The 20,182-nt window shown below is 71.7% G+C and carries 21 protein-coding genes; 14 read left to right on the top strand and 7 right to left on the bottom strand.

Going from position 1 to position 20,182, the window contains the following annotated elements; all coding sequences use genetic code 11:
• Nucleotides 1-4: 4 nt before the first annotated feature.
• From uraD to ACIHFE_RS09345, 5 genes are all read left to right on the top strand, one after another.
• Nucleotides 5-838, top strand: a complete 834-nt coding sequence (gene uraD, locus ACIHFE_RS09365; protein WP_400105228.1) for a 2-oxo-4-hydroxy-4-carboxy-5-ureidoimidazoline decarboxylase — start codon at nucleotides 5-7, stop codon at nucleotides 836-838.
• Nucleotides 839-843: 5 nt separating this feature from the next.
• Nucleotides 844-1,743: a factor-independent urate hydroxylase gene (gene pucL / locus ACIHFE_RS09360; RefSeq protein ID WP_400105227.1), complete on the top strand. Its 900-nt coding sequence runs from the start codon at nucleotides 844-846 to the stop codon at nucleotides 1,741-1,743.
• A 33-nt stretch (nucleotides 1,744-1,776) separates the two neighbouring features.
• Nucleotides 1,777-3,132, top strand: a complete 1,356-nt coding sequence (locus tag ACIHFE_RS09355) for an 8-oxoguanine deaminase (RefSeq protein ID WP_400105226.1) — start codon at nucleotides 1,777-1,779, stop codon at nucleotides 3,130-3,132.
• 229 nt (nucleotides 3,133-3,361) lie between these two features.
• On the top strand, nucleotides 3,362-4,690 hold the full coding sequence (locus ACIHFE_RS09350) for a nucleobase:cation symporter-2 family protein (RefSeq protein ID WP_400105225.1): 1,329 nt from the start codon (nucleotides 3,362-3,364) through the stop codon (nucleotides 4,688-4,690).
• A gap of 48 nt (nucleotides 4,691-4,738) precedes the next feature.
• Nucleotides 4,739-6,256: a YfcC family protein gene (locus ACIHFE_RS09345; protein ID WP_400105224.1), complete on the top strand. Its 1,518-nt coding sequence runs from the start codon at nucleotides 4,739-4,741 to the stop codon at nucleotides 6,254-6,256.
• A gap of 26 nt (nucleotides 6,257-6,282) precedes the next feature.
• Here the strand turns inward: ACIHFE_RS09345 and ACIHFE_RS09340 are convergent, their stop codons facing one another.
• The 3 genes from ACIHFE_RS09340 to ACIHFE_RS09330 all read right to left on the bottom strand — a co-directional run bounded on the left by ACIHFE_RS09340 (nucleotide 6,283) and on the right by ACIHFE_RS09330 (nucleotide 9,165).
• On the bottom strand, nucleotides 6,283-6,597 hold the full coding sequence (locus ACIHFE_RS09340; protein WP_400105223.1) for a hypothetical protein: 315 nt from the start codon (nucleotides 6,595-6,597) through the stop codon (nucleotides 6,283-6,285).
• A 233-nt stretch (nucleotides 6,598-6,830) separates the two neighbouring features.
• Nucleotides 6,831-8,438, bottom strand: coding sequence for a malate synthase A (gene aceB, locus ACIHFE_RS09335; RefSeq protein WP_400105222.1), 1,608 nt, complete (start codon nucleotides 8,436-8,438; stop codon nucleotides 6,831-6,833).
• 112 nt (nucleotides 8,439-8,550) lie between these two features.
• Entirely contained in the window at nucleotides 8,551-9,165 is a 615-nt protein-coding gene (locus tag ACIHFE_RS09330) for an NTP transferase domain-containing protein (RefSeq protein ID WP_400105221.1), read from the bottom strand.
• Nucleotides 9,166-9,321: 156 nt separating this feature from the next.
• Between ACIHFE_RS09330 and ACIHFE_RS09325 the strand changes: the two genes are divergently transcribed.
• Nucleotides 9,322-9,690: a DUF5955 family protein gene (locus tag ACIHFE_RS09325; RefSeq protein WP_400105220.1), complete on the top strand. Its 369-nt coding sequence runs from the start codon at nucleotides 9,322-9,324 to the stop codon at nucleotides 9,688-9,690.
• Here the strand turns inward: ACIHFE_RS09325 and ACIHFE_RS09320 are convergent.
• Nucleotides 9,687-10,475, bottom strand: a complete 789-nt coding sequence (locus ACIHFE_RS09320) for an IclR family transcriptional regulator (RefSeq protein ID WP_400105219.1) — start codon at nucleotides 10,473-10,475, stop codon at nucleotides 9,687-9,689. The two genes, ACIHFE_RS09325 and ACIHFE_RS09320, sit on opposite strands and share 4 nt — an antisense overlap.
• 223 nt (nucleotides 10,476-10,698) lie before the next feature.
• On the opposite strand from ACIHFE_RS09320, the gene allB reads away from it, so the two are divergent.
• Nucleotides 10,699-12,042: an allantoinase AllB gene (allB, locus tag ACIHFE_RS09315; RefSeq protein WP_400105218.1), complete on the top strand. Its 1,344-nt coding sequence runs from the start codon at nucleotides 10,699-10,701 to the stop codon at nucleotides 12,040-12,042.
• Nucleotides 12,039-13,142 carry an allantoicase gene (gene alc / locus ACIHFE_RS09310; RefSeq protein ID WP_400105217.1) on the top strand — a complete coding sequence of 368 codons (1,104 nt, stop codon included), beginning with the start codon at nucleotides 12,039-12,041 and terminating at the stop codon, nucleotides 13,140-13,142. The genes allB and alc overlap by 4 nt, the downstream gene beginning before the upstream one ends.
• Before the next feature lie 21 nt (nucleotides 13,143-13,163).
• On the opposite strand, the gene ACIHFE_RS09305 is transcribed toward alc, so the two are convergent.
• Genes ACIHFE_RS09305 through ACIHFE_RS09295 form a run of 3 tightly spaced genes read right to left on the bottom strand, consistent with a single transcriptional unit; the run spans nucleotide 13,164 to nucleotide 14,633 of the window.
• Complete coding sequence (locus tag ACIHFE_RS09305) at nucleotides 13,164-13,832, bottom strand: transcriptional regulator (RefSeq protein ID WP_400105216.1); 669 nt, start codon at nucleotides 13,830-13,832, stop codon at nucleotides 13,164-13,166.
• 22 nt (nucleotides 13,833-13,854) lie between these two features.
• Nucleotides 13,855-14,007 carry a DUF6126 family protein gene (locus tag ACIHFE_RS09300; RefSeq protein WP_400105215.1) on the bottom strand — a complete coding sequence of 51 codons (153 nt, stop codon included), beginning with the start codon at nucleotides 14,005-14,007 and terminating at the stop codon, nucleotides 13,855-13,857.
• Entirely contained in the window at nucleotides 14,004-14,633 is a 630-nt protein-coding gene (locus tag ACIHFE_RS09295; RefSeq protein ID WP_400105214.1) for a helix-turn-helix domain-containing protein, read from the bottom strand. Before ACIHFE_RS09295 ends, ACIHFE_RS09300 begins: the two co-directional genes overlap by 4 nt.
• A gap of 149 nt (nucleotides 14,634-14,782) precedes the next feature.
• Here ACIHFE_RS09295 and ACIHFE_RS09290 point away from each other — a divergent pair, with 149 nt between their 5' ends.
• The 6 genes from ACIHFE_RS09290 to ACIHFE_RS09265 all read left to right on the top strand — a co-directional run bounded on the left by ACIHFE_RS09290 (nucleotide 14,783) and on the right by ACIHFE_RS09265 (nucleotide 20,022).
• Nucleotides 14,783-15,196 (top strand): ribonuclease domain-containing protein, encoded by a 414-nt coding sequence (locus ACIHFE_RS09290; RefSeq protein ID WP_400105213.1) that lies wholly within the window; start codon nucleotides 14,783-14,785, stop codon nucleotides 15,194-15,196.
• Nucleotides 15,197-15,448: 252 nt separating this feature from the next.
• Complete coding sequence (locus tag ACIHFE_RS09285; RefSeq protein WP_400105212.1) at nucleotides 15,449-16,075, top strand: bifunctional 4-hydroxy-2-oxoglutarate aldolase/2-dehydro-3-deoxy-phosphogluconate aldolase; 627 nt, start codon at nucleotides 15,449-15,451, stop codon at nucleotides 16,073-16,075.
• A gap of 79 nt (nucleotides 16,076-16,154) precedes the next feature.
• Entirely contained in the window at nucleotides 16,155-16,904 is a 750-nt protein-coding gene (locus ACIHFE_RS09280) for a GntR family transcriptional regulator (RefSeq protein ID WP_400105211.1), read from the top strand.
• A gap of 213 nt (nucleotides 16,905-17,117) precedes the next feature.
• Nucleotides 17,118-18,101, top strand: coding sequence for a sugar ABC transporter substrate-binding protein (locus ACIHFE_RS09275; protein ID WP_400105210.1), 984 nt, complete (start codon nucleotides 17,118-17,120; stop codon nucleotides 18,099-18,101).
• Nucleotides 18,098-19,138, top strand: a complete 1,041-nt coding sequence (locus ACIHFE_RS09270; protein ID WP_400105209.1) for an ABC transporter permease — start codon at nucleotides 18,098-18,100, stop codon at nucleotides 19,136-19,138. The genes ACIHFE_RS09275 and ACIHFE_RS09270 overlap by 4 nt, the downstream gene beginning before the upstream one ends.
• On the top strand, nucleotides 19,135-20,022 hold the full coding sequence (locus tag ACIHFE_RS09265) for an ATP-binding cassette domain-containing protein (RefSeq protein ID WP_400105208.1): 888 nt from the start codon (nucleotides 19,135-19,137) through the stop codon (nucleotides 20,020-20,022). The genes ACIHFE_RS09270 and ACIHFE_RS09265 overlap by 4 nt, the downstream gene beginning before the upstream one ends.
• Nucleotides 20,023-20,182 lie beyond the last annotated feature (160 nt).

Here is a 20,182-nt window from a genome sequence, read left to right as displayed (position 1 = left end):
TCCCGTGTCTGCGAGTTCGACGCCGGGTCCGGCCCGGTTCAATGCGGCCGCCGAGAGTGAGGCCCGGGCGGTCCTCAAGGAGATCTGTACCAGCGCCGCCTGGGTGGATGAACTGCTCTGCGGGCGGCCCTATCCCGATGCGGAGGCGCTGCTGGCCGCTTCCGACGCGGCCGTGGCCCGGCTGGATGAGTCCGGGCTGGCCCAGGCGCTGGCCGGTCATCCGCCCATCGGGCGGCCCCGGCCGTCGGATCCGGTCTCGGCGCGGGAGCAGCGCGGGATGGCCGGCGCGCCCGACGCCCTTAAGGCCGAGATGCTGGAGCTCAACCTGGCCTATCAGGAGAGGTTCGGCCAGGTCTTCCTGATCTGCGCCGGTGGGCTGGGTGCCGAACGGCTGCGGGACGCCGCGCGGGAGCGGTTGGGCAATACTCCCGAGCGGGAACGGGTCGTGGTCAAAGCCGAGTTGGCGAAGATCAACCGGCTGCGGCTGGCCGGGCTGATGGCGCGGGCGTCGGTGTCCACCCATGTGCTGGACACCGCGGCCGGCCGCCCCGCCGCCGGGGTCGGCGTCCAACTGGCCGCCGGCGAAGGGGAGAACGGGACCTGGACCGTACTGGGCACCGCCCGTACCGACGTCGACGGCCGCTGCGCCCGACTGCCGCTGCCGCCCCAGGGCACCACCCGGGCCCGGCTGGTGTTCGAGACCGGGCCCTACCCGTCCGGGAAGAAGGCGCCGTTCTTCCCCGAGATCACCGTGACCTTCGCCGTCGAAGCGGGCGAGCACTACCATGTGCCGCTGCTGCTCAGCCCCTTCGGCTACTCCGTATACCGAGGGAGCTAGAGCGGATGAGCGACTCTGCCCGGCCGGCGGTGCTCGGCCAGAACCAGTACGGCAAGGCCGAGACCCGGGTGCTGCGGGTCACCCGCGACGGGGCCGTCCACCATCTCAAGGACCTCAGTGTCTCCGTCGCCCTGTCCGGGCGGATGGAGGACGTCCATCTGCAGGGCTCCAACGCCCGGGTGCTGACCACGGACACCACCAAGAACACCGTCTATGCCTTCGCTAAGGAATATGGCATCGCCTCCGCCGAGGAGTTCGGCATCCGGCTGGCCCGGCACTTTGTCACCAGCCAGCCCGCCATCACCACCGCCCGCATCCGTATCGAGGAGTACGCCTGGGATCGGGTGCGCACCGCCGAGGGGGACAGGGGACACTCCTTCGTCCGCTCCGGCCGGGAGACCCGCACCGCGCAGATCACCTTCGACGGGGAGCGGTGGCAGATCCTCTCGGGGCTGAAGGACCTGGTGGTGCTCAACTCCACCGGCTCGGAGTTCCATGGCTATGTCAAGGACCGCTACACCACCCTCCAGGAGACCACCGACCGGATCCTGGCCACCCAGGTCAACGCCCGCTGGCGGCACGGTGGTTACGAGTCCGACTGGGACGACAGCTACCGCCGGACCCGGGAACTGCTGCTGCACGCCTTCGCCGGGACCTACTCCTACTCGCTGCAGCAGACCCTCTACGCCATGGGCTCCCGGGTCATCGAACAGCGGCCCGAGATCGAGGAGATCCGCCTCTCCCTGCCCAACAAGCACCACTTCCCGGTGGATCTGACCCCTTTCGGGCTGGACAACGACAACGAGGTCTACTACGCCGCCGACCGCCCCTACGGTCTGATCGAGGCGACCGTCCTGCGGGAGGGCGCCGAGCCGGGCATCCCGGTGGACCTGACCAACCTCTAAGGACCCCGCATGGCAGCACCCACGGAAGCACCCATGGCACGCACCGTCATCGAGCACTGCGCCATCGCCACCGTCGACGCCCGCGACACCGAGTACGCCGACGGCCATATCGTGCTGGCCGGCAACCGGATCGAGTCCCTGGGGCCGGGCCCGGCGCCGGACGGGCTGCCGGAGGTGACCCGGCGGGTGGACGGGCGCGGCCATCTGGCCACGCCCGGACTGGTCAACACCCACCACCACTTCTACCAGTGGCTCACCCGGGGCCTGGCCCAGAACGCCAACCTGTTCGACTGGCTGAAGGCGCTCTATCCCGTCTGGGCCCGGATCGACGAGCCCATGGTGTACCAGGCGGCGCGCGGCTCGCTGGCCATGATGATGCGCGGCGGCGTCACCACCGCCGCCGACCACCACTATGTCTTCCCGCGCGGCGCCGGGGACCTGCTGGGCGCGGAGATCCGGGCCGCCGGGGAACTGGGCGTGCGCTTCCACCCCACCCGGGGCTCGATGGACCTCGGCGAGTCGGACGGCGGGCTGCCGCCGGACTTCGCGGTGGAGACGCTGGACGAGGCGCTGGCCGCCACCGAGCGGGCCATCGACGTCCACCATGACGCGTCCCCGGGCTCGATGCTGCGGATCGGGGTCGCTCCCTGCTCCCCGTTCTCGGTCAGCACCGCACTGCTGCGGGAATCCGCGGTGCTGGCCCGGCGCATGGGTGTACGGCTGCACACCCATGGCTCGGAGACGGTGGAGGAGGAGCGCTTCTGCAAGGAGCGGTTCGGGATGGGCCCCACGGACTATCTGGAGTCCACCGGGTGGCTGGGCGGGGATGTGTGGATGGCGCACTGCGTCCATATGAACGACTCCGATCTGGCGGCCTTCGCCCGCACCGGCACGGGGGTGGCGCACTGCCCGTCCTCCAACGCCCGGCTGGGCGCGGGCACCGCCCCGGTCCCGGCGATGCTGGCGGCCGGAATCCCGGTCGGCCTGGGGGTGGACGGCACCGCCTCCAATGAATCGGGCGAGCTGCACACCGAGTTGCGCAACGCCCTGCTGATCCACCGGCTGGCGGGCGGCGAACGGGCCCTCACCGTACGCCAGGCACTGCGCCTGGCCACCCGGGGTGGCGCCCAAGTCCTGGGCCGGGCCGATGAGTTGGGCTCCCTGGAGCCCGGCAAGCTGGCCGACCTGGTGCTCTGGCGGCTGGACGGGCTGGGCCACTCGACCATCGCCGACCCGGTGGCCGCCCTGGTACTGGGCGCGCCCGCGCCGGTCACCCTGTCCCTGGTGAACGGCCGCCCGGTGGTGGCCGACGGCCGGCTGCTCACCGCCGACGAGGACGAGATCGCCCGGGCAGCCCGAGACGAGGGCCGGCGCCTGGGCGCCCCCTAAGGGGCGCGGGGCGGCTACGTCGTGCGGCTCCGCCGCGTGGGCGCGATCAGCCACCGATCACTCGCACTCGAAACGCGACAGGGCCCTCATGGGTGGGGGACGGTTTCAACATGCGGCTCCGCCGCGTGGGCGCGACCAGCCATGGACAGCCTGCACTTGAAGCACAACGGGGGCCGACCCATCTGGCGACGGACCGTCAACCACCGGACAACAGGAGGCAGGTGCCGTCATGCCCGTCCACCCGGTCGATCAGATCCCGCCCCCCGGCCGCCTGTTGGCCACCGGCCTCCAGCACGTAGCCGCCAGCTACGCCGGCGTAGTCGCACCCCCACTGGTCATGGGCGCCGCCCTGGGCCTGCCCCCGGCACAGATCACCTTCCTGGTGGGAGCCAGCCTGTTCACCGCGGGGATCGCCACCCTGCTGCAAGCCATCGGCTTCTGGCAGGTCGGCGCCCGGCTGCCGTTTGTCAACGGCGTCTCCTTCGCCGGGGTGGCGCCCATGCTGGCCATCGCCGGCCAACAGCCGGACCGCAGCCAGGCGTTACCGGTGATCTATGGCGCGGTGATCGTCGCGGGAGCGCTCGGCTTCCTGCTGGCCCCCTACTTCTGCCGACTGGTCCGCTTCTTCCCGCCCGTGGTCAGCGGCACCGTCATCACCCTGATCGGCCTCAGCCTGCTCCCGGTCGCCTTCGGCTGGATCCAGGACGGGCATCCCGAGCGTCCGGCCTCGCCCACCGGTCTGGGCCTGGCGGGCGCGACCCTGGTCATCGTGCTGGTGCTGCGGCGGGTGCTGCGTGGTTTCGCCCGCCAGATCGCCATTCTGCTGGGGCTGGTGGCGGGCACCCTGCTGGCCGTGCCGGCCGGGGCGGTGGACACCGGCGTCACCCGGCACGCCGCCCTGCTGGGCTTCCCGGAGCCCTTCCACTTCGGGCACCCGGTCCTCCAGCTCCCGGCAGTGCTCAGCATGTGCGTCCTGATGCTGGTGTGTATGACCGAGAGCACCGCCGACATGCTGGCGCTCGGTGAGATCGTGGGCCGTGAGGCCGACCGGCGGGTGATCGCCGCCGGACTGCGCGCGGACACCCTGGGCAGCGCCCTCAGCCCGTTCTTCAACGGCTTCGCCAACAGCGCCTTCGCCCAGAACATCGGCCTGGTCGCGCTCACCCGGGTGCGCAGCCGCTTCACCGTGGCGGCCTGTGGGCTGATGTTTGTGCTGCTGGGCCTCAGCCCGGCCTTTGCCTCGCTGATCGCCCTGGTGCCCCGGCCGGTGCTGGGCGGGGCGGGCATCGTGCTGTTCGGCACGGTCGCCGCCAGCGGGGTCGGGGTGCTGCTCAAGGCGGGCCTGGACCAGGGCGACAACCTGCTGACCGCCGCGGTTTCGCTGGGCGTGGGCCTGATACCGGTGGTCTCCGGCGACTTCTATGCCGACCCGGCCATCCCCCGGACGCTGAAGATCATCCTCAACTCCGGGGTGAGTGCCGGGTGTCTGACCGCGGTCGTCCTCAACCTGGTCTTCGGCCGGGCCGCGCGTGGCGGCTGGGGAGAAAAGCCGTATTAGGCAACAATCTCCGCACAATGCTGCCTGGATGTGCGGAGAGGCTCCACCGTGGACGTACCCCAAGACGCACCCGAAGGCGACCGCAAGCGCCACTTTGTCTTCCCCAGCGCGCTGACCGTGCTGGCGGCCGTGACCATCGTGGTGTGGGCCGTCGCCTTCGCCGTCCCCTCCGGGGTCTACCGGCGCACCGCCCAGGGCAAGCCGATCCAGGGCACCTACCACCACGCCCCGGCCCCCGGCGACTTCGTACACCGCCTGGGTGACCTCTTCCTGGCCCCCGTCAACGGCCTCTACGGCATCCGCGACCAGGCCACCGGCCAGGTGGGGCCGGACGCCACCGGCGTCCTCTACGGCAGCGCCGCCGTCTTCCTCTTCGTCCTGGCCATCGGTGCCTTCATCACCGTGGTCTTCGCCACCGGAGCCCTGGACCGGGGCGTGGAGCGCCTGGCCCACCGGCTCAAGGCCCGTGGCGCGCTGCTGATCGCCGGGGTGATGACGGTCTTCTCCCTGCTGGGCACGGTGGAGGGCTTCGCCGAGGAGACCCTGGGCTTCTATGGGCTGCTGGTGCCGCTGATGCTGGCCCTGGGCTACGACCGGATGGTGGCCACCGGCACCATCATCCTGGGCGCCGGCATCGGGGTGCTGGCCTCCACCGTCAACCCCTTCTCCACCGGCGTCGCCTCCTCGGCGGCCGGGATCTCCCTGGGTGACGGGATCGGGCTGCGCTTCACCATGTGGGTGGTGCTCACCGCCGTCACCATCGGCTATGTGCTCTGGTACGCGCACCGGGTGCGCACCGACCCGGAGCGCTCCCTGGTCGGCTTCCTGCCCGGCGACCGGGAGCTGGCGGCGGCCGCCGAGGAGCCGCCCGAGCTCACCCGGCTGCAGTGGACGGTGCTGGCCACCGTCGCCCTGGTCTTCATCTTTATGATCTTCTCGGTGATTCCCTGGTCCAGCGCCCTGACCGGCAACGCCGACGCCATGCCCTATGTCTGGGAACTGGACTGGTCCTTCGCGCAGTTGGCCGCGCTGTTCATCCTGGCCGCCCTGCTGGTCGGGCTGGTGGCCCGGCTCGGCGAGCAGCGGCTGAGCGCCCTGGTGGTGCAGGGCGCGGGCGACTTCATCGCGCCCGGGCTGACCATTGTGCTGGCCCGGGGTGTCACGGTCATCATGAACAACGCCCTGATCACCGACACCGTGCTGCACTCCATCGAGGCGGCGGTCACCGGCGCCTCGGCGGCGGTGTTCGGCATCCTGGTCTATGTCGTCAACCTGCCGCTGGCCTTCCTCATCCCCTCCACCTCCGGGCATGCCACGCTGGCCATGCCGGTGCTGGCCCCGCTGGCCGACTTCGCCGGGGTCTCCCGGGCGCTGGCGGTCACCGCCTGGCAGTCGGCCAGCGGCTGGATGAACCTCTGGGTGCCCACCACCGCCGTCATCATGGGCGGGGTGTCCCTGGCGAAGGTGGGGTACGACCGCTACCTGCGGTTCGTCTGGCCGCTGTTGGCCGTGCTGGCGGTGCTCATCTGCTGCTTTGTCGCGCTGGGCGCCATGGCCTCGTCCTGAGGCGGCCGGCGGCTCCGGGGCGCCGCCTACTGCCCTTCGCCGCGCACCCTGGTGCACAGCCGGCAGGAGGTGCACCACCACAGCCGGCCGTCGGCGTCCACCTCCCGGCTGCCGCAGGCCAGGCACTCGGGGGTGGCGAAGTTGGCCGGGAGGTAGCTGCGGGACTGGGTGGCCGGCCGGGGGCCGTGCTGCTGCTCCAGGGCGTAGCAGGCGATGCACAGCCATACATCCAGGCCGGCCAGTTTGATGGGCCGCTCATGGCATCGGGGGCACAGCGCGGTGCCCAGGGGCACCTCCTCCGGCTGCAGCCGGGCGGGGAAGGGCTCCGGGAGCAGGGTCACGCCATCACCCGGCCCGTCCCCATGCAGTGGCTGCACGCGGTCTGTGTCCGCTGCCCGCCCGGGGTCTCCCACTCCACCCTGCCCCGCCCCTCGCACTCCGGGCAGGCGGCCTCGGGTGGCAGCCCATCGTTGCCCAACTGACTCATCAGCCCTCCAACGCCCAGTGGACCTGCCCGGAAACGGTAGACCCCCACGGGGCGCCGGGGTGGCCGAACGGCCGCAGAAGGTTCTCGTCAGTCCAGCAGTTCGTACGCCGGGAGCGTCAGGAACTCCACATACTCCTCGTCGAGCGCGATCTTCAGCAGCAGGTCGTGCGCCTGCTGCCAGCGGCCCGCGGCGAACGCCCGGTCCCCGGTCTCCCGGCGCACCGCGGCCAGTTCATCCGCCGCGAGGGCGCGCACCAGCTCGGTCGTGGCCTTCTCGCCGCCCTCGAAGACCACGCCGGTGTGCACCCACTGCCAGATCTGGGACCGGGAGATCTCCGCGGTGGCCGCGTCCTCCATGAGATGGAAGATGGCCACCGCGCCCTGGCCGCCCAGCCATGCCGCCAGATAACGCAGGCCCACCTGGACGGCGTTGCGCAGTCCGGCCAGGGTGGGCCGGGCCTCCAGGGCGTCCACGGCGAGGAGTTGGGCGGCGGTCACCGCCACCTCCTCGCGCAGCCGGTGCTTCTGGTGCGGGCGCTCGCCCAGCACCGCGTCGAACCGGGCCGCGGCCACCGGGACCAGGTCGGGGTGGGCCACCCAGGAGCCGTCGAAGCCATCGCCCGCCTCACGGTCCTTGTCGGCCCGTACCTTCTCCAGGGCGATCCGGCCGGCCTCGGGGTCCTTGCGGGAGGGGATGAAGGCGGCCATCCCGCCGATGGCATGCGCGCCGCGCTTATGGCAGGTGCGGACCAGCAGTTCGGTGTAGGCGCGCATAAAGGGCGCGGTCATGGTGACCGCGTTGCGGTCGGGGAGGACGAACCGGGGGCCGGCGTCACGGAAGTTCTTGATGAGGGAGAAGAGGTAGTCCCAGCGTCCCGCGTTGAGCCCCGAGGCGTGCTCGCGCAGTTCGTAGAGGATCTCCTCCATCTCGAAGGCGGCGGTGATGGTCTCGATGAGGACGGTGGCGCGTACGGTGCCATGGGGCAGGCCGAGTTGGTCCTGGGCGAAGCGGAACACTTCGTTCCAGAGCCGGGCCTCCAGGTGCGACTCGGTCTTGGGGAGGTAGAAGTACGGGCCCCGGTCGCGCTCGGCCAGCGGCCGGGCGTGGTGGAAGAAGTAGAGGCCGAAGTCCACCAGGACGCCGGGGACTTGGCGGCCGTCCACGGTGAGGTGGCGCTCGTCCAGATGCCAGCCGCGCGGCCGGACCACCACGGTGGCCAGCTCCGGCTCCGGGCGCAGGGCGTAGTGCTTGCCCTCCGGGCTGGTGAAGTCGATCCGGCGTTCCCGGGCGTCGAGCAGGCTGAGCTGCCCGGAGATGACGTTGTGCCAGGTGGGGGCGAGGGCGTCCTCGAAGTCGGCCAGCCAGACGCGGGCGCCGGAGTTGAGCGCGTTGACCGTCATCTTGCGGTCGGTGGGCCCGGTGATCTCCACCCGGCGGTCCTCCAGCGCGGCGGGTGCCGGGGCTACCCGCCAGCCGGGGTCGGCGCGGATATGCGCGGTCTCCGGGAGGAAGTCCAGGGTCCCGCTCCGCGCGATCTCCTGCCGCCGCCGGGCCCGCAGCGCCAGCAGCTCGTCCCGGCGGCCGGTGAAACGGCGGTGCAGGGCGGCGATGAACTCCAGCGCGCCCTCGGTGAGTACCTCGCCCTGGCGGGGGACGGGGGGAGTGTCGGGGATGACCGTGGCCGGTCCGGGCATGGCTGCTCCTTCGGCGCGGGTGGGTGGCACCGGCGTGGGCCGCCGGGATTTCTGTGGATATTAGTTTCCTTATTGCGGAAGTTCAACGGGGTCGGACCGTAGCGGGCTTGGGTCAGGGCTCCAGGAGCGCGAGGTCGGCCGGCGAGTCGATGTCGTCCGGAGCCGCGATGTCGCCGCACTCGACCAGCGTCAACTCGGCGGCGTGAGCCCGCAGATAGGCCCGAGCACCCTGATCGCCGGTGGCGAGTTCGGTGATGCCCGGCCAGTGCCGGCGGGCGAACAGTACGGGGTGGCCGCGCCGCCCGGCGTAGGCGGCGGCCACCAGATCCGCGCCGGCCCGGTGCGCGGCCAGTACCCGCACCACCGCCGGTGCGCCAATGCGCGGTTGATCGACCAGGAGTACGGCCACCGCCGAAGCCTCCACCGGGGCAAGGGAGTTCAGCCCCGCGCGCAGGGAGGAGCCCATGCCCTGGCCCCAGTCGGGGTTGACGACCGGCACCACCCCGCTCAACCCGGCCCGTACCTTGTCCGCCGCCGCGCCCAGCACCGCGTGGACGGGTGTGCAGCCCGCCGCGCGCAGTGCCTCGGCGGCGTGGTCCAGCAGGGTCCGGCCCCGGTGCGGAAGCAGCGCCTTGGGGCGTCCGCCCAGCCGTCGCCCGCCGCCCGCGGCGAGTACCAGGCCCGCCACCGGACGCTGTTCCGTTTCTGTGTCCGTCGTCAACGCCATGACCCCCTGCTTACCGCAATCACGGCAGTCAGTGCGGGGCATGCCAGTTCGTCACCCACACCGAGAACAGAGGGCCTCAATTTCGCTGTGCGTGTGGCGCGGCACACGGAAGGTGGCGTTAACTGATCGGCGCGAGCGCGTGGGAGGGGGAGAGTCGTGGCGGAAGGCGCGGTAGCGGTGGACCAGCAGCGGATGAACGGAACCGGGAGCCCGGATCCACGGGTGGACGCCCTGTGCCGGGCCGTGTCCCGGCTGCGCCGGGCGCTGGCCGCGCACCCCGCGCCGTTACCCGACCGGGACGCCGCCGAGGACGAACTGGCCGCGCTGGACGCGATGGCGCGGGCCGGCAGCCCGGAGGTGTCCCGGCTGCGCCGGTCACTGCTGCTGGTGGCGGGCGCGGTCGGCTCGGTCAGCGCGCTGGCGCCCGCGCTGGGGGAGCTGCGCGGGGCGGTCGAGGACCTCGCCGAGCCGGCGCTGCCCCGCCCCCGGGAGGGTGCGCCCCAGGGGCGCGGGGAACCCGGTTAGGCGTTGGTGCCCGTGCTGGCCAGCGCCACCGACAGCTCCGCCGCCACCTGCTTCAGCAGCGGCACGATCTTCTCGGCGGCCTCCTCGGTGACCCGTCCGGCCGGTCCCGAGATGGAGATCGCCGCCGAGGTGGGGGCGTCCGGTACCGGCACCGCGAAGCAGCGGACGCCGATCTCCTGCTCGTTGTCGTCCACCGCGTAGCCGGTCTCCCGGACCCGGGCCAGGGCCTGGAGGAAGTCGTCCGGGGTGGTGATGGTCTTGTCGGTGGCCGCCGGCATCCCGGTGCGGCCCAGGATGGCGCGCACCTCCTCGTCCGGCTCCTGGGCCAGCAGCGCCTTGCCGACGCCCGTGGTGTGCGGCAGGACCCGCCGGCCGACCTCGGTGAACATCCGCACCGAGTGCCGCGAGGGGACCTGCGCCACATAGACCACCTCGTCACCGTCGAGCAGCGCCATATTGGCCGTCTCGCCGGTCTCCTCCATCACCCGCGCCAGGTAGGGGCGCGCCCAGGTGCCCAGCAGCCGGGCCGAGCTCTCGCCGAGCCGGATCAGCCGGGGGCCCAGGGCATACCGCCGGTTGGGCTGCTGGCGGACATAACCGCAGGCCACCAGGGTGCGCATCAGCCGGTGGATGGTCGGCAGCGGCAGGCCGCTGCTGATGGCGAGCTCACTCAGCCCGACCTCGCCACCGGCATCGGCCATCCGCTCGAGCAAATCGAAGGCACGCTCTAGGGACTGGACGCCTCCGGTGGCTGGGGCGGTGCGGGGCTCGGCGGACGAGGGCACGTGCGGGGTCCTTCCGGGATGGGGGGTGGGAGCAGCCTACCGGGCCGTGGCCGATGGCTCACGCTCGGTTGGTGAGAGTGAAGTACCGCTTTCGCTTTACGGAAATGGGGCATAGGGCGGGTGATCGCCCGCCGGGGGTTGACGGGCCCGGGTGGCGTCTGGAGACTGCGGGGCATCGCTGTTCAACAGAACGTTGAAATCGGGCTGTTGGGGAGGACCGCGGGTGTCCGGAACCGAGTTATGGCTGCGCTCGACCAGGGTGGTGACGCCACAGGGCGTACGCCCCGCCTCGGTGGCCGTGGCGGACGGCCGGATCACGGCCGTGCGGCCGTATGAGGCGGTGCCCCCGCCCGGCGCGGCGGTCGGGGACCTGGGCACGGACGCCCTGCTGCCGGGGCTGGTGGACACCCATGTCCATATCAACGATCCCGGCCGCAGCACATGGGAGGGGTTTGGCACGGCCACCCGGGCCGCCGCCGCGGGCGGCATCACCACCCTGGTGGATATGCCGCTCAACAGCCTCCCGCCCACCACCACGGTGGCCGGCCTGCGGGTCAAGCGGCGGGCGGCGGAAGACTCCGTGCGGGTGGACGTGGGCTTCTGGGGCGGGGCGCTGCCGGACAACGGGGCGGACCTCGCCCCGCTGCACCGGGCCGGGGTGCTGGGCTTCAAGTCCTTCCTCTCTCCCTCGGGGGTCGAGGAGTTCCCGCCCCTGACGGCCGCCGGCCTGGAGCGGGTGGCCGCCCAAGTGGCCGCCCTGGACGGGCTGTTGATGGTGCACGCGGAGGATCCGGCGCAGCTGGAGCGGGCACCGGATCCGGCCGGCCCGCGCTATGCCGGCTTTCTGGCCTCCCGTCCGCGCGCCGCCGAGAACCGGGCGGTGGACCGCCTGGTGGAGGTGGCCCGGCGGCATGGCACCCGGGTGCACATCCTGCACCTGTCCTCGGCCGAGGCGCTGGGGCCGCTGGCCCGGGCGCGGGCGGCGGGGGTGCGGGTCAGCGCCGAGACCTGTCCGCACTTCCTGGCCCTGACCGCCGAGGAGGTCCCGGACGGGGCAACGGAGTTCAAGTGCTGCCCGCCCATCCGGGAGGCCGCCAACCGGGACGCGCTGTGGGCCGGGCTCGCCGACGGGACCGTGGACTGTGTGGTGTCCGACCACTCGCCGTGCACCGCCGACCTCAAGGTGCCCGACTTCGGCCGGGCCTGGGGCGGTATCTCCTCGTTGCAGCTGGGCCTGTCCGTGGTGTGGACCGAGGCCCGGCGGCGCGGCCACCCCCTGGACCGGGTGGCGCACTGGATGGCCACCGCCCCGGCGGCCCTGGCCGGGCTCACCGGCAAGGGCGCCATCGAGGCGGGCCGGGACGCCGACTTCGCGGTGTTCGCCCCCGAGGAGGCGTTCACCGTGGACGCCGCCGCCCTGCAGCACCGCAACCCGGTCACCGCCTATGCGGGCCGCACCCTGTACGGCGTCGTACGGTCCACCTTTCTGCGCGGCCGCCGGATTTATCACCACGGCACCTTCGCCCGGCCCTCCGGCCGGCTCCTGGAGAGGCAGCCCACCCCATGAGCAGCAGTGGCATACCCCGCTTCACCGGTGACGCGGCTCCCTACCCGGGCGGCGACCCCTACGCCGACTACCGCGCGGCCGACCTCCCCTTCACCGAGCTGCCCGATCTGGCCGACCGGCGGCTGGGCGGGGCCGTGCTGGCCGCCAGCGACGAGTTTTTCGCCGAGCGCGAGAACCTGCTCCTCCCCGGCCCCGCCCGCTTCGACCCGGAGCGCTTCGGCCACAAGGGCAAGGTGATGGACGGCTGGGAGACCCGCCGCCGGCGCGGTGCCTCGGCGGATCATCCGCACCCCACCGACCATGAGCACGACTGGGCGCTGATCCGCCTGGGGGTGCCCGGGGAGGTGCATGGCATCGTGGTCGACACCGCCCACTTCCGCGGCAACCACCCGCGGGCGGTGGGCATCGAGGGCACCGAACTGCCCGGCACGCCCTCGCCCGGGGAACTGCTGGCGCCGGAGATCAGGTGGACGGCGCTGGTGCCCCGTACACCGGTCGGCGGGCACGCGGCCAATGGCTTCGCGGTGGCCGGCCGGCCGCGCTGCACCCATCTGCGGCTGAGCCAGTACCCCGACGGCGGCATCGCCCGGCTGCGGGTGCACGGCCGGCCGGTGCCGGACCCGGCCTGGCTGGCCGCCCTGGGCACCTTCGACCTGGCCGCGCTGGAGAACGGAGGCACCGTCGAGGACGCCTCGGACCGTTTCTACTCTCCGCCGCTGAACACCATCCGGCCGGGCGGCTCCCGGCGGATGGACGAGGGCTGGGAGACCCGCCGCCGCCGCGACCGGGGACATGACTGGGTGCGCTACCGGCTGGCCGCCCGGTCGGTGCCCCGCGCGGTGGAGATAGACACCGGCCAGTACTCGGGCAACGCGGCCGGCTGGGCGGCCCTGTTCGCGCTGGACGCCGCGACCGGCGCGGACCCGGCCGATCACGCCAGGGGCTGGGCCGAGTTGCTGCCCCGTACCCGGCTGCAGCCGGACACGGTGCACCGCTTCGTCCTGCCCGGTGATCAGGTGGCCACCCATCTGCGGATCGACATCCATCCCGACGGGGGGATAGCGCGGTTGCGGGTGTATGGCTCGCCGGCCGGGGGGTGAGCGGCGCAGTGATCGCCCCGCTTACGGGGCGCTGTCCCCGGCCAGCGCGTTCCAGAACATCAACTCATAGCTCTGCAGCAGCCGCCCGTAGCGATGCGCGAGGACGGGCGTGAACCGGCCCGCCTCCAGCCCGGCGGTCACCGCCGCCACGGCCCGCCGCTCGCCCTCCGGGTCGGGAGCGGCGAACAGGCCGAAGAAGCCGCAGGCTTCATCGGTGAAGCCGTAGTGGGTGCGCAGCGCCCCGGCCACGGTGGCGCAATAGCCGCTCCAGGCCGCGAAGTTGGCGGTGACGGCCACCACCACGTCCACCGGGTCGGCGTTGAGCGCCAGCCAGGCGGTATAGGCCGGGTACGCCTGGCAGCCGGCCCGGGGCTCATGGGCGGCGATGGTGGCCTCGTCCTGCCCACAGGCGGCCAGCAGCGCGGGCAGCCGTTCCAGGGCGAGGTCCTCGCCCTGGACGAGAGCGGCGAAGTAGGCCGCCTCGGCGGGCCGTTGGGCGCAGCGGTCGCGCAGCAGCCGGTAGCCGGTCCGGTCGGCGGGGATGATGTGGTGCTGCTCCAGGGCGAGCGCGGCGATGGTCTCCAGTGGCGCGCGGCCGGCCGCGATCAGCGGGACCAGCCGGTTGGCCCCGGTGTCCGGGGCGAGCCGGCGTACCGCTTCGGCGAGTACGTCCCTGGCGGTGGGTGCCATGGCGCCAGGGTATCGGCGGGCGTCAGGCCGCGCCGCCCAGATAGAAGATGAGGAAGAAGAAGGCGGCGATGAAGTGGACGGCCACCAGATAGATGAACACCCGGACCGCCATGCCCATCGGGGCCCGGTCCTCCTCCACCCGCTGCCGGGGGGTGCTGTCGGCGGTGTCGCTCACGGTGTCCTCCTATGGGTCGGTCGGTCCTCGCCCAGGCACAGCTCGGCCGCGCCGCTCTGCAGCAGGGTGTGTACGAACAGCAGGTCCACCCCGCCCGGTGAGGCGGCGGCGATGCGGTGCGGGGTGAGCGAGTCGAAGTGGGCCGCGTCCCCGGTCTCCAGCAGATGGGTGGTGCCGCCCAGCGACAGCCGCAGCCGCCCCCGGGTGACATAGAGCCACTCCTCGCCCGGGTGCACCCGCACCAGCTCCTGCTGGGTGCCCGGCGGTACATGCAGCCGCAGCGCCTGCATGGCGCGGCCGGAGCCGCCGGCCCGCCAATAGCTCCAGCCGCCCGACAGCTGTGGCGCCATCCGGTCCGCCCGGATGATGGGTTCCCGCTCCTCGCCCACTTCGCCCAGGAGTTCGGATACCGTCGTTCCATAGGTGCGGGCAAGGGTGAGCAGCATCGGCAGCGAGGGGGTGCGCCGGCCGGTCTCCAGCCGGGACAGGTGGGCCGGGGACAGCCCGATGCGGGCCGCCGCGGCCTCCAGGGTCAGCCCGCTGCGGGAGCGCAGGGCGCGCAGCCGCGGGGCCACATCGGGCAGTTCGGCCGATGGCTCGCCGGCCGTGGCGGGGGACTGGCTCATGGTCCCAGTAGAAGACCCTCCATGCCTGAGAGGCAAAACTTTTGCCCCAGAGGCAAAGATCATCGAAGAGTCATGGTGCGGTGAACGTTAAGGAAACATTAAGCACTTGTCGTTGACATGACATGCGCTACGCGCGTCATGCTGCTCACATGAGAATCCCCCACATCGTGCGGACCAGCACCCTCGGTGCCGCCCTGGCTTCCACCCTGCTGCTCGGTACCCCGGCTGTCGCCGCCACCGCGGCACCCAGCGTGACCTCCGTGGTCGCCGTGCAGTCCGTCGGCAGCATCTGCTACGGCGACCTGCCCTCCGAGGCCCATGACACGATCGACCTGATCGACCAGGGCGGCCCCTTCCCGTACCCCCGGGACGGGATCGTCTTCACCAACCGCGAGGGCGCGCTGCCCAGGCAGCACAGCGGCTACTACCACGAGTACACGGTGATCACCCCGGGTGCGCCTACCCGTGGCACCCGGCGCATCATCACCGGGGAGCAGGACCACGAGGACTACTACACCGGTGACCACTACCGGACCTTCAGCCTGGTGGACTTCAGCTGCTGAGTGGGCAGTTGACCGCGATCGGATACTGAGTACGTCCCCCGCCCCGCCTTCGGGGCGGGGCGTTTTTGTATGGCGGAGCGTCAACTGCCTTGTGGCGCTGGGCCGCGCGCCCTCGCGCCGGTTGATGCGCTGTCGCGCGGGCGGTGTGGTCGGACCGGGGTCGATTGCCGGTGGGTGCGGTTAGCGTGTGGTGGCAGGAGGACCACTCAGGTCAACTGGCCACCCACGTCAGGAGAAGGGCGGCGAACTGCCGTGTACCGCTGGGAGCTCACCCGGGCCGCGCTGGCACAGCGAGTCCTCGCCGTGGTGCACGGCGAGAGCTATGACCAGGCCGCCGAGATCGCGGGCACTCTGGTCTCCGCCGGGATCACCAGCGTGGAGATAGCGCTCACCACCCCGTTCGCCCTGGAGGCGGTCGCCACCCTCTCCCGGGAGGTCGGCGACGAGGCGCTGATCGGTGCGGGCGCGGTGCTGGACGGGCCGTCCGCGCGGATGGCGGTGGACGCCGGGGCCCGGTTCCTGGCCTCGCCCTCGGTGGACGCCGAGGTGATGCGCACCGGGCACCGCTATGGCGTGCCGGTCTTCCCCGGCGTGGGCACGCCCACCGAGATCGTCCGGGCCCTGGAGCTGGGGGCGGACGCGGTCAAGCTCTTCCCGGCCTCCTCGCACCGGCCGGGCGGGCTGCGGGAGATCCGCGCGGAGCTGCCCCAGGCGGCCGTGGTGCCCAGCGGCGACATCGAGCTCGACAGCGCCCCGGAGTGGATCGCCGCCGGGGCGGCGGCCTGCGGCCTGGGCACGGCGCTGGCCGAGGGCGACCGGGACGCGGTGGCCAAGCGGGTGGGGCTGCTGCTGGCGCGGCTGGAGGAGGCGGCCGGCTAGCGGGAATCCGGACCGTACCGGGATCCATGTCCGGACAACCGGACTTCCCGTCAACACGCCATCCGACTACGCTCCGGGCGTGGCCACGCACCAGCACCTCCGCTTCACCCTCGACCGCGGCAGCCCCGTACCGCTCTACTACCAGCTCTCCCAGCAGCTGGAGGCGGCCATCGAGCAGGGCCGGTTCGCCCCGGGCAGCCTGCTCGGCAATGAGATCGAGCTGGCCGGGCGGCTGGGGCTGTCCCGGCCCACCGTCCGGCAGGCCATCCAGTCACTGGTGGACAAGGGACTGCTGGTGCGGCGCCGGGGTGTGGGCACCCAGGTGGTGCACACCCGGGTCCGCCGCCCGCTGGAGCTGAGCAGCCTCTATGACGACCTGGAGGCGGCCGGCCAGCGCCCGGCCACCCGGGTGCTGTGCCACACCACCGAGCCGGCCGCCGGAGCGGTGGCCGCCGCCCTGGGCGTCCCGGAGGGCACCGAGGTGGTGCGCCTGGAGCGGCTGCGGCTGGCGCACGGCGAGCCGGTGGCCTATCTGCGCAACCATCTGCCGGCCGGGCTGCTGGACCTGGCGGGCGGCGTACTGGAGGAGACCGGCCTCTACCGGCTGCTGCGGATGACGGGCGTCACCCTGCACAGTGCCCGGCAGACCATCGGCGCCCGGGCCGCCACCGCCGAGGAGGGCGAGCGGCTGGCCGAGCCGGCTGGGGCGCCGCTGCTGACCATGGAGCGGACCACCTTCGACGACACCGGGCGGGTGGTGGAATTCGGCGCGCACCTCTACCGCGCCTCCCGCTACTCCTTCGACTTCCAGTTGCTGGCCCGTTCCTGACCCCGCGGTCGTCAGAATGTTCGGACAAAGATCTTGACTCGGTGTGGCGTACACCACTAGAACCAGGCGTATGGCCCGGCCCCGCTGAACGCGGTGACGGTTGGTGACGGATACTTGGGCGGTTGGGCCCGCAGGACCGGGGTCCGGACGCACCGTGACAGACAGTGGGAAGGGCAACTCCTCGTGGCAAGGGTTGGGACAGGCGTACGCGCGGTGAGCGCCGTGCTGGTGGCGGTGCTCGGTGCCGCACTGGCCGGATGCAGCAGCACGGGCGGCAAGCGCGCCGAGGACCGGGCCGCCCGGGCAGCCGCCGAGGGGCACGCCGCGGTCGACACCCCGCGGTGGACCTTCGCGATGGTCACCCACTCGGGAGACGGCGACACCTTCTGGGACATCGTCCAGAAGGGCGCCAAGCAGGCGGCGGTCAAGGACAACATCAAGTTCCTGTACGCCCACGACCCCGAGGGCAACAAACAGGCCCAGGACGTCCAGGCCATGATCGACCAGAAGGTCGACGGACTGATCGTCTCGCTGGCCAAGCCCGACGCCATGAAGGACGTCGTGGCGAAGGCCGTCAAGGCCGGCATCCCGGTGATCACGGTGAACTCGGGTTCCGAGGAGTCCAAGCAGTTCGGTGCGCTCTCGCACATCGGCCAGGACGAGTCCATCGCCGGCGAGGCGGTCGGCGAGGAGCTCAACAAGCGCGGGAAGAAGAAGGCCGTCTGTGTGCTGCACGAGCAGGGCAACGTCGGCCATGAACAGCGCTGCGCGGGAGTGAAGAAGACCTTCAAGGGCGACCTGCAGAACCTCTATGTCGAGGGCACCAACATGCCCTCGGTGCAGTCCTCCATCGAGGCCAAGCTCCAGTCCGACAAGGACATCGACGCGGTGGTCACCCTCGGCGCCCCGTTCGCGTCCACTGCGGTCAAGGCGGCCCAGCAGGCGGGCAGCAAGGCCGAGGTGGACACCTTCGACCTCAACGAGAAGGTGGCCGAGGGGCTCAAGGACGACTCGCTGGGCTTCGCGGTCGACCAGCAGCCGTACCTCCAGGGCTATGAGGCCGTGGACCTGCTGTGGCTGTACAAGTACAACGCGGACGCCCTCGGCGGCGGCCGCCCGGTGCTCACCGGCCCGCAGATCGTCACCAAGGACGACACCAAGGCCCTGGCCGAGTACATCAAGCGGGGGACCCGATGAGCGCTCCCAGCACGGCATCCGCCGGGGAGCGCACCGGCGGCCGTACCTATCTGCGCCGCCTGGCCGGCCGGCCCGAGCTGGGCGCGGTGGTCGGCGCGGCCGCCGTCTTCCTGTTCTTCTCGATGGTCGCCGAAAGCTTCCTGCAGGCATCCAGCCTGTCGACGGTGCTCTACGCCTCCTCCACCATCGGCATCATGGCCGTGCCGGTGGCCCTGCTGATGATCGGCGGGGAGTTCGATCTCTCGGCCGGTGTGATGGTGACCAGCTCCTCGCTGATCTCCTCGATGTTCAGCTACCAGATGACGGCCAATGTCTGGGTGGGCGTCGGGGTCTCGCTGCTGACCACCCTGGCCATCGGCTTCTTCAATGGCTTTATGCTCACCCGCACCAAGCTGCCCAGCTTCATCATCACGCTCGGCACCTTCCTGATGCTCACCGGCCTCAATCTGGGCTTCACCAAGCTCATCAGCGGCACCGTCTCCACCAAGACCATCGGTGACATGGAGGGCTTTGACTCCGCCCGGGCGGTGTTCGCCTCGCATCTGACGGTGGGCGGGGTGGACCTCCAGGTGACCATCCTGTGGTGGTTCGCCCTGGTCGCCCTGGCCACCTGGGTGCTGCTGCGCACCCGCGCGGGCAACTGGATCTTCGCGGTGGGCGGCGGCGCGGACGCGGCCCGCGCGGTCGGTGTGCCGGTCAACCGCACCAAGATCGGCCTGTATATGGCGGTCGCCTTCTGCGCCTGGATCTCCGGCCAGCACCTGCTGATGTCCTATGACGTGGTGCAGTCCGGCGAGGGCGTGGGCAATGAGTTCCTCTACATCATCGCGGCCGTCATCGGCGGCTGTCTGATGACCGGTGGCTACGGCTCGGCCGTGGGCTCCGCGGTCGGTGCCTTTATCTTCGGCATGACCAGCAAGGGCATCGTCTACGCCCAGTGGAACCCGGACTGGTTCAAGTTCTTCCTGGGCGCCATGCTGCTGCTGGCCACCCTGCTGAACGCCTGGGTACGCAAGAGGGCGGAGGCGAGCAAGTGACTCCTCTGGTCAAGCTCACCGGGGTGAGCAAGTCCTATGGCAACAACAAGGCGCTGGACGAGGTCTCGCTGGAGGTCCACGCCGGTGAGATCACCTGTGTGCTGGGCGACAACGGCGCGGGCAAGTCGACCCTGATCAAGATCATCGCGGGGCTGCACCAGCACGACGGGGGCGACTTCGAGATCGAGGGCGAGCAGGCTTCGCTGGGCTCGCCCCGCGAGGCCCTCAACCGCGGCATCGCCACCGTCTACCAGGACCTGGCGGTGGTCCCGCTGATGCCGGTGTGGCGGAACTTCTTCCTGGGTTCCGAGCCGACCAGGGGCCGCGGACCGTTCAAGCGGCTGGACGTGGCCGCCATGCGCGAGACCACCCGCAATGAGCTGGCCCGGATGGGCATCGAACTGCACGATGTGAACCAGCCCATCGGCACCCTCTCCGGCGGCCAGCGCCAGTGCGTGGCCATCGCCCGCGCCGTGTACTTCGGCGCCAAGGTGCTGGTGCTGGACGAGCCCACCGCGGCGCTGGGCGTCAAGCAGTCCGGGGTGGTGCTCAAGTATGTGGCCGCCGCCCGGGACGCGGGCCTGGGTGTGGTGCTGATCACCCACAACCCGCACCACGCCTATCTGGTCGGCGACCGGTTCGTCCTGCTCAAGCGGGGTGCCATGGCCGGCAGCCATGCCAAGTCGGAGATCGCCCTGGAGGAGCTCACCCGCCAGATGGCGGGCGGCAGCGAGCTGGAACAGCTCAGCCATGAGCTGGAGCGGGCGCCGGTGCCCGATGTCATCGGCGGCCGGCGGATGGACGTTCCGGACGAGCCCGGCGCGCCCGGCACCTCCGGCACCTCCGGCGCGTCCGCCGCTCCCGGCGCTCCCGGCGAGGAGTAGCCCCTCGCCGGGACCGGCATTATGCGGGGCACACGGCCGGTGAGGCACAATCGGCCAGGCGGGGTAGCTCCCCGTGGAACGCAGACCACGAGGCTCCGGCCTCCCGAGACCACCCCAGGGACGACGACCTCCGTGCGAGCACGCCCCCGTATCCCGGCCA

The organism is Streptomyces sp. NPDC052396 (assembly GCF_044593195.1).
GTDB lineage: Bacteria > Actinomycetota > Actinomycetes > Streptomycetales > Streptomycetaceae > Streptomyces.
This window is presented reverse-complemented; position numbering and strand designations above follow the sequence as displayed.

Coding starts and splice junctions, on each gene's coding strand:
- pucL (WP_400105227.1), top strand. CDS start 844: ATGAGCGACTCTGCCCGGCCGGCGGTGCTCGGCCAGAACCAGTACGGC.
- ACIHFE_RS09355 (WP_400105226.1), top strand. CDS start 1,777: ATGGCACGCACCGTCATCGAGCACTGCGCCATCGCCACCGTCGACGCC.
- ACIHFE_RS09350 (WP_400105225.1), top strand. CDS start 3,362: ATGCCCGTCCACCCGGTCGATCAGATCCCGCCCCCCGGCCGCCTGTTG.
- aceB (WP_400105222.1), bottom strand. CDS start 8,438: ATGCCCGGACCGGCCACGGTCATCCCCGACACTCCCCCCGTCCCCCGC.
- ACIHFE_RS09330 (WP_400105221.1), bottom strand. CDS start 9,165: ATGGCGTTGACGACGGACACAGAAACGGAACAGCGTCCGGTGGCGGGC.
- alc (WP_400105217.1), top strand. CDS start 12,039: ATGAGCAGCAGTGGCATACCCCGCTTCACCGGTGACGCGGCTCCCTAC.
- ACIHFE_RS09305 (WP_400105216.1), bottom strand. CDS start 13,832: ATGGCACCCACCGCCAGGGACGTACTCGCCGAAGCGGTACGCCGGCTC.
- ACIHFE_RS09295 (WP_400105214.1), bottom strand. CDS start 14,633: ATGAGCCAGTCCCCCGCCACGGCCGGCGAGCCATCGGCCGAACTGCCC.
- ACIHFE_RS09290 (WP_400105213.1), top strand. CDS start 14,783: ATGAGAATCCCCCACATCGTGCGGACCAGCACCCTCGGTGCCGCCCTG.
- ACIHFE_RS09270 (WP_400105209.1), top strand. CDS start 18,098: ATGAGCGCTCCCAGCACGGCATCCGCCGGGGAGCGCACCGGCGGCCGT.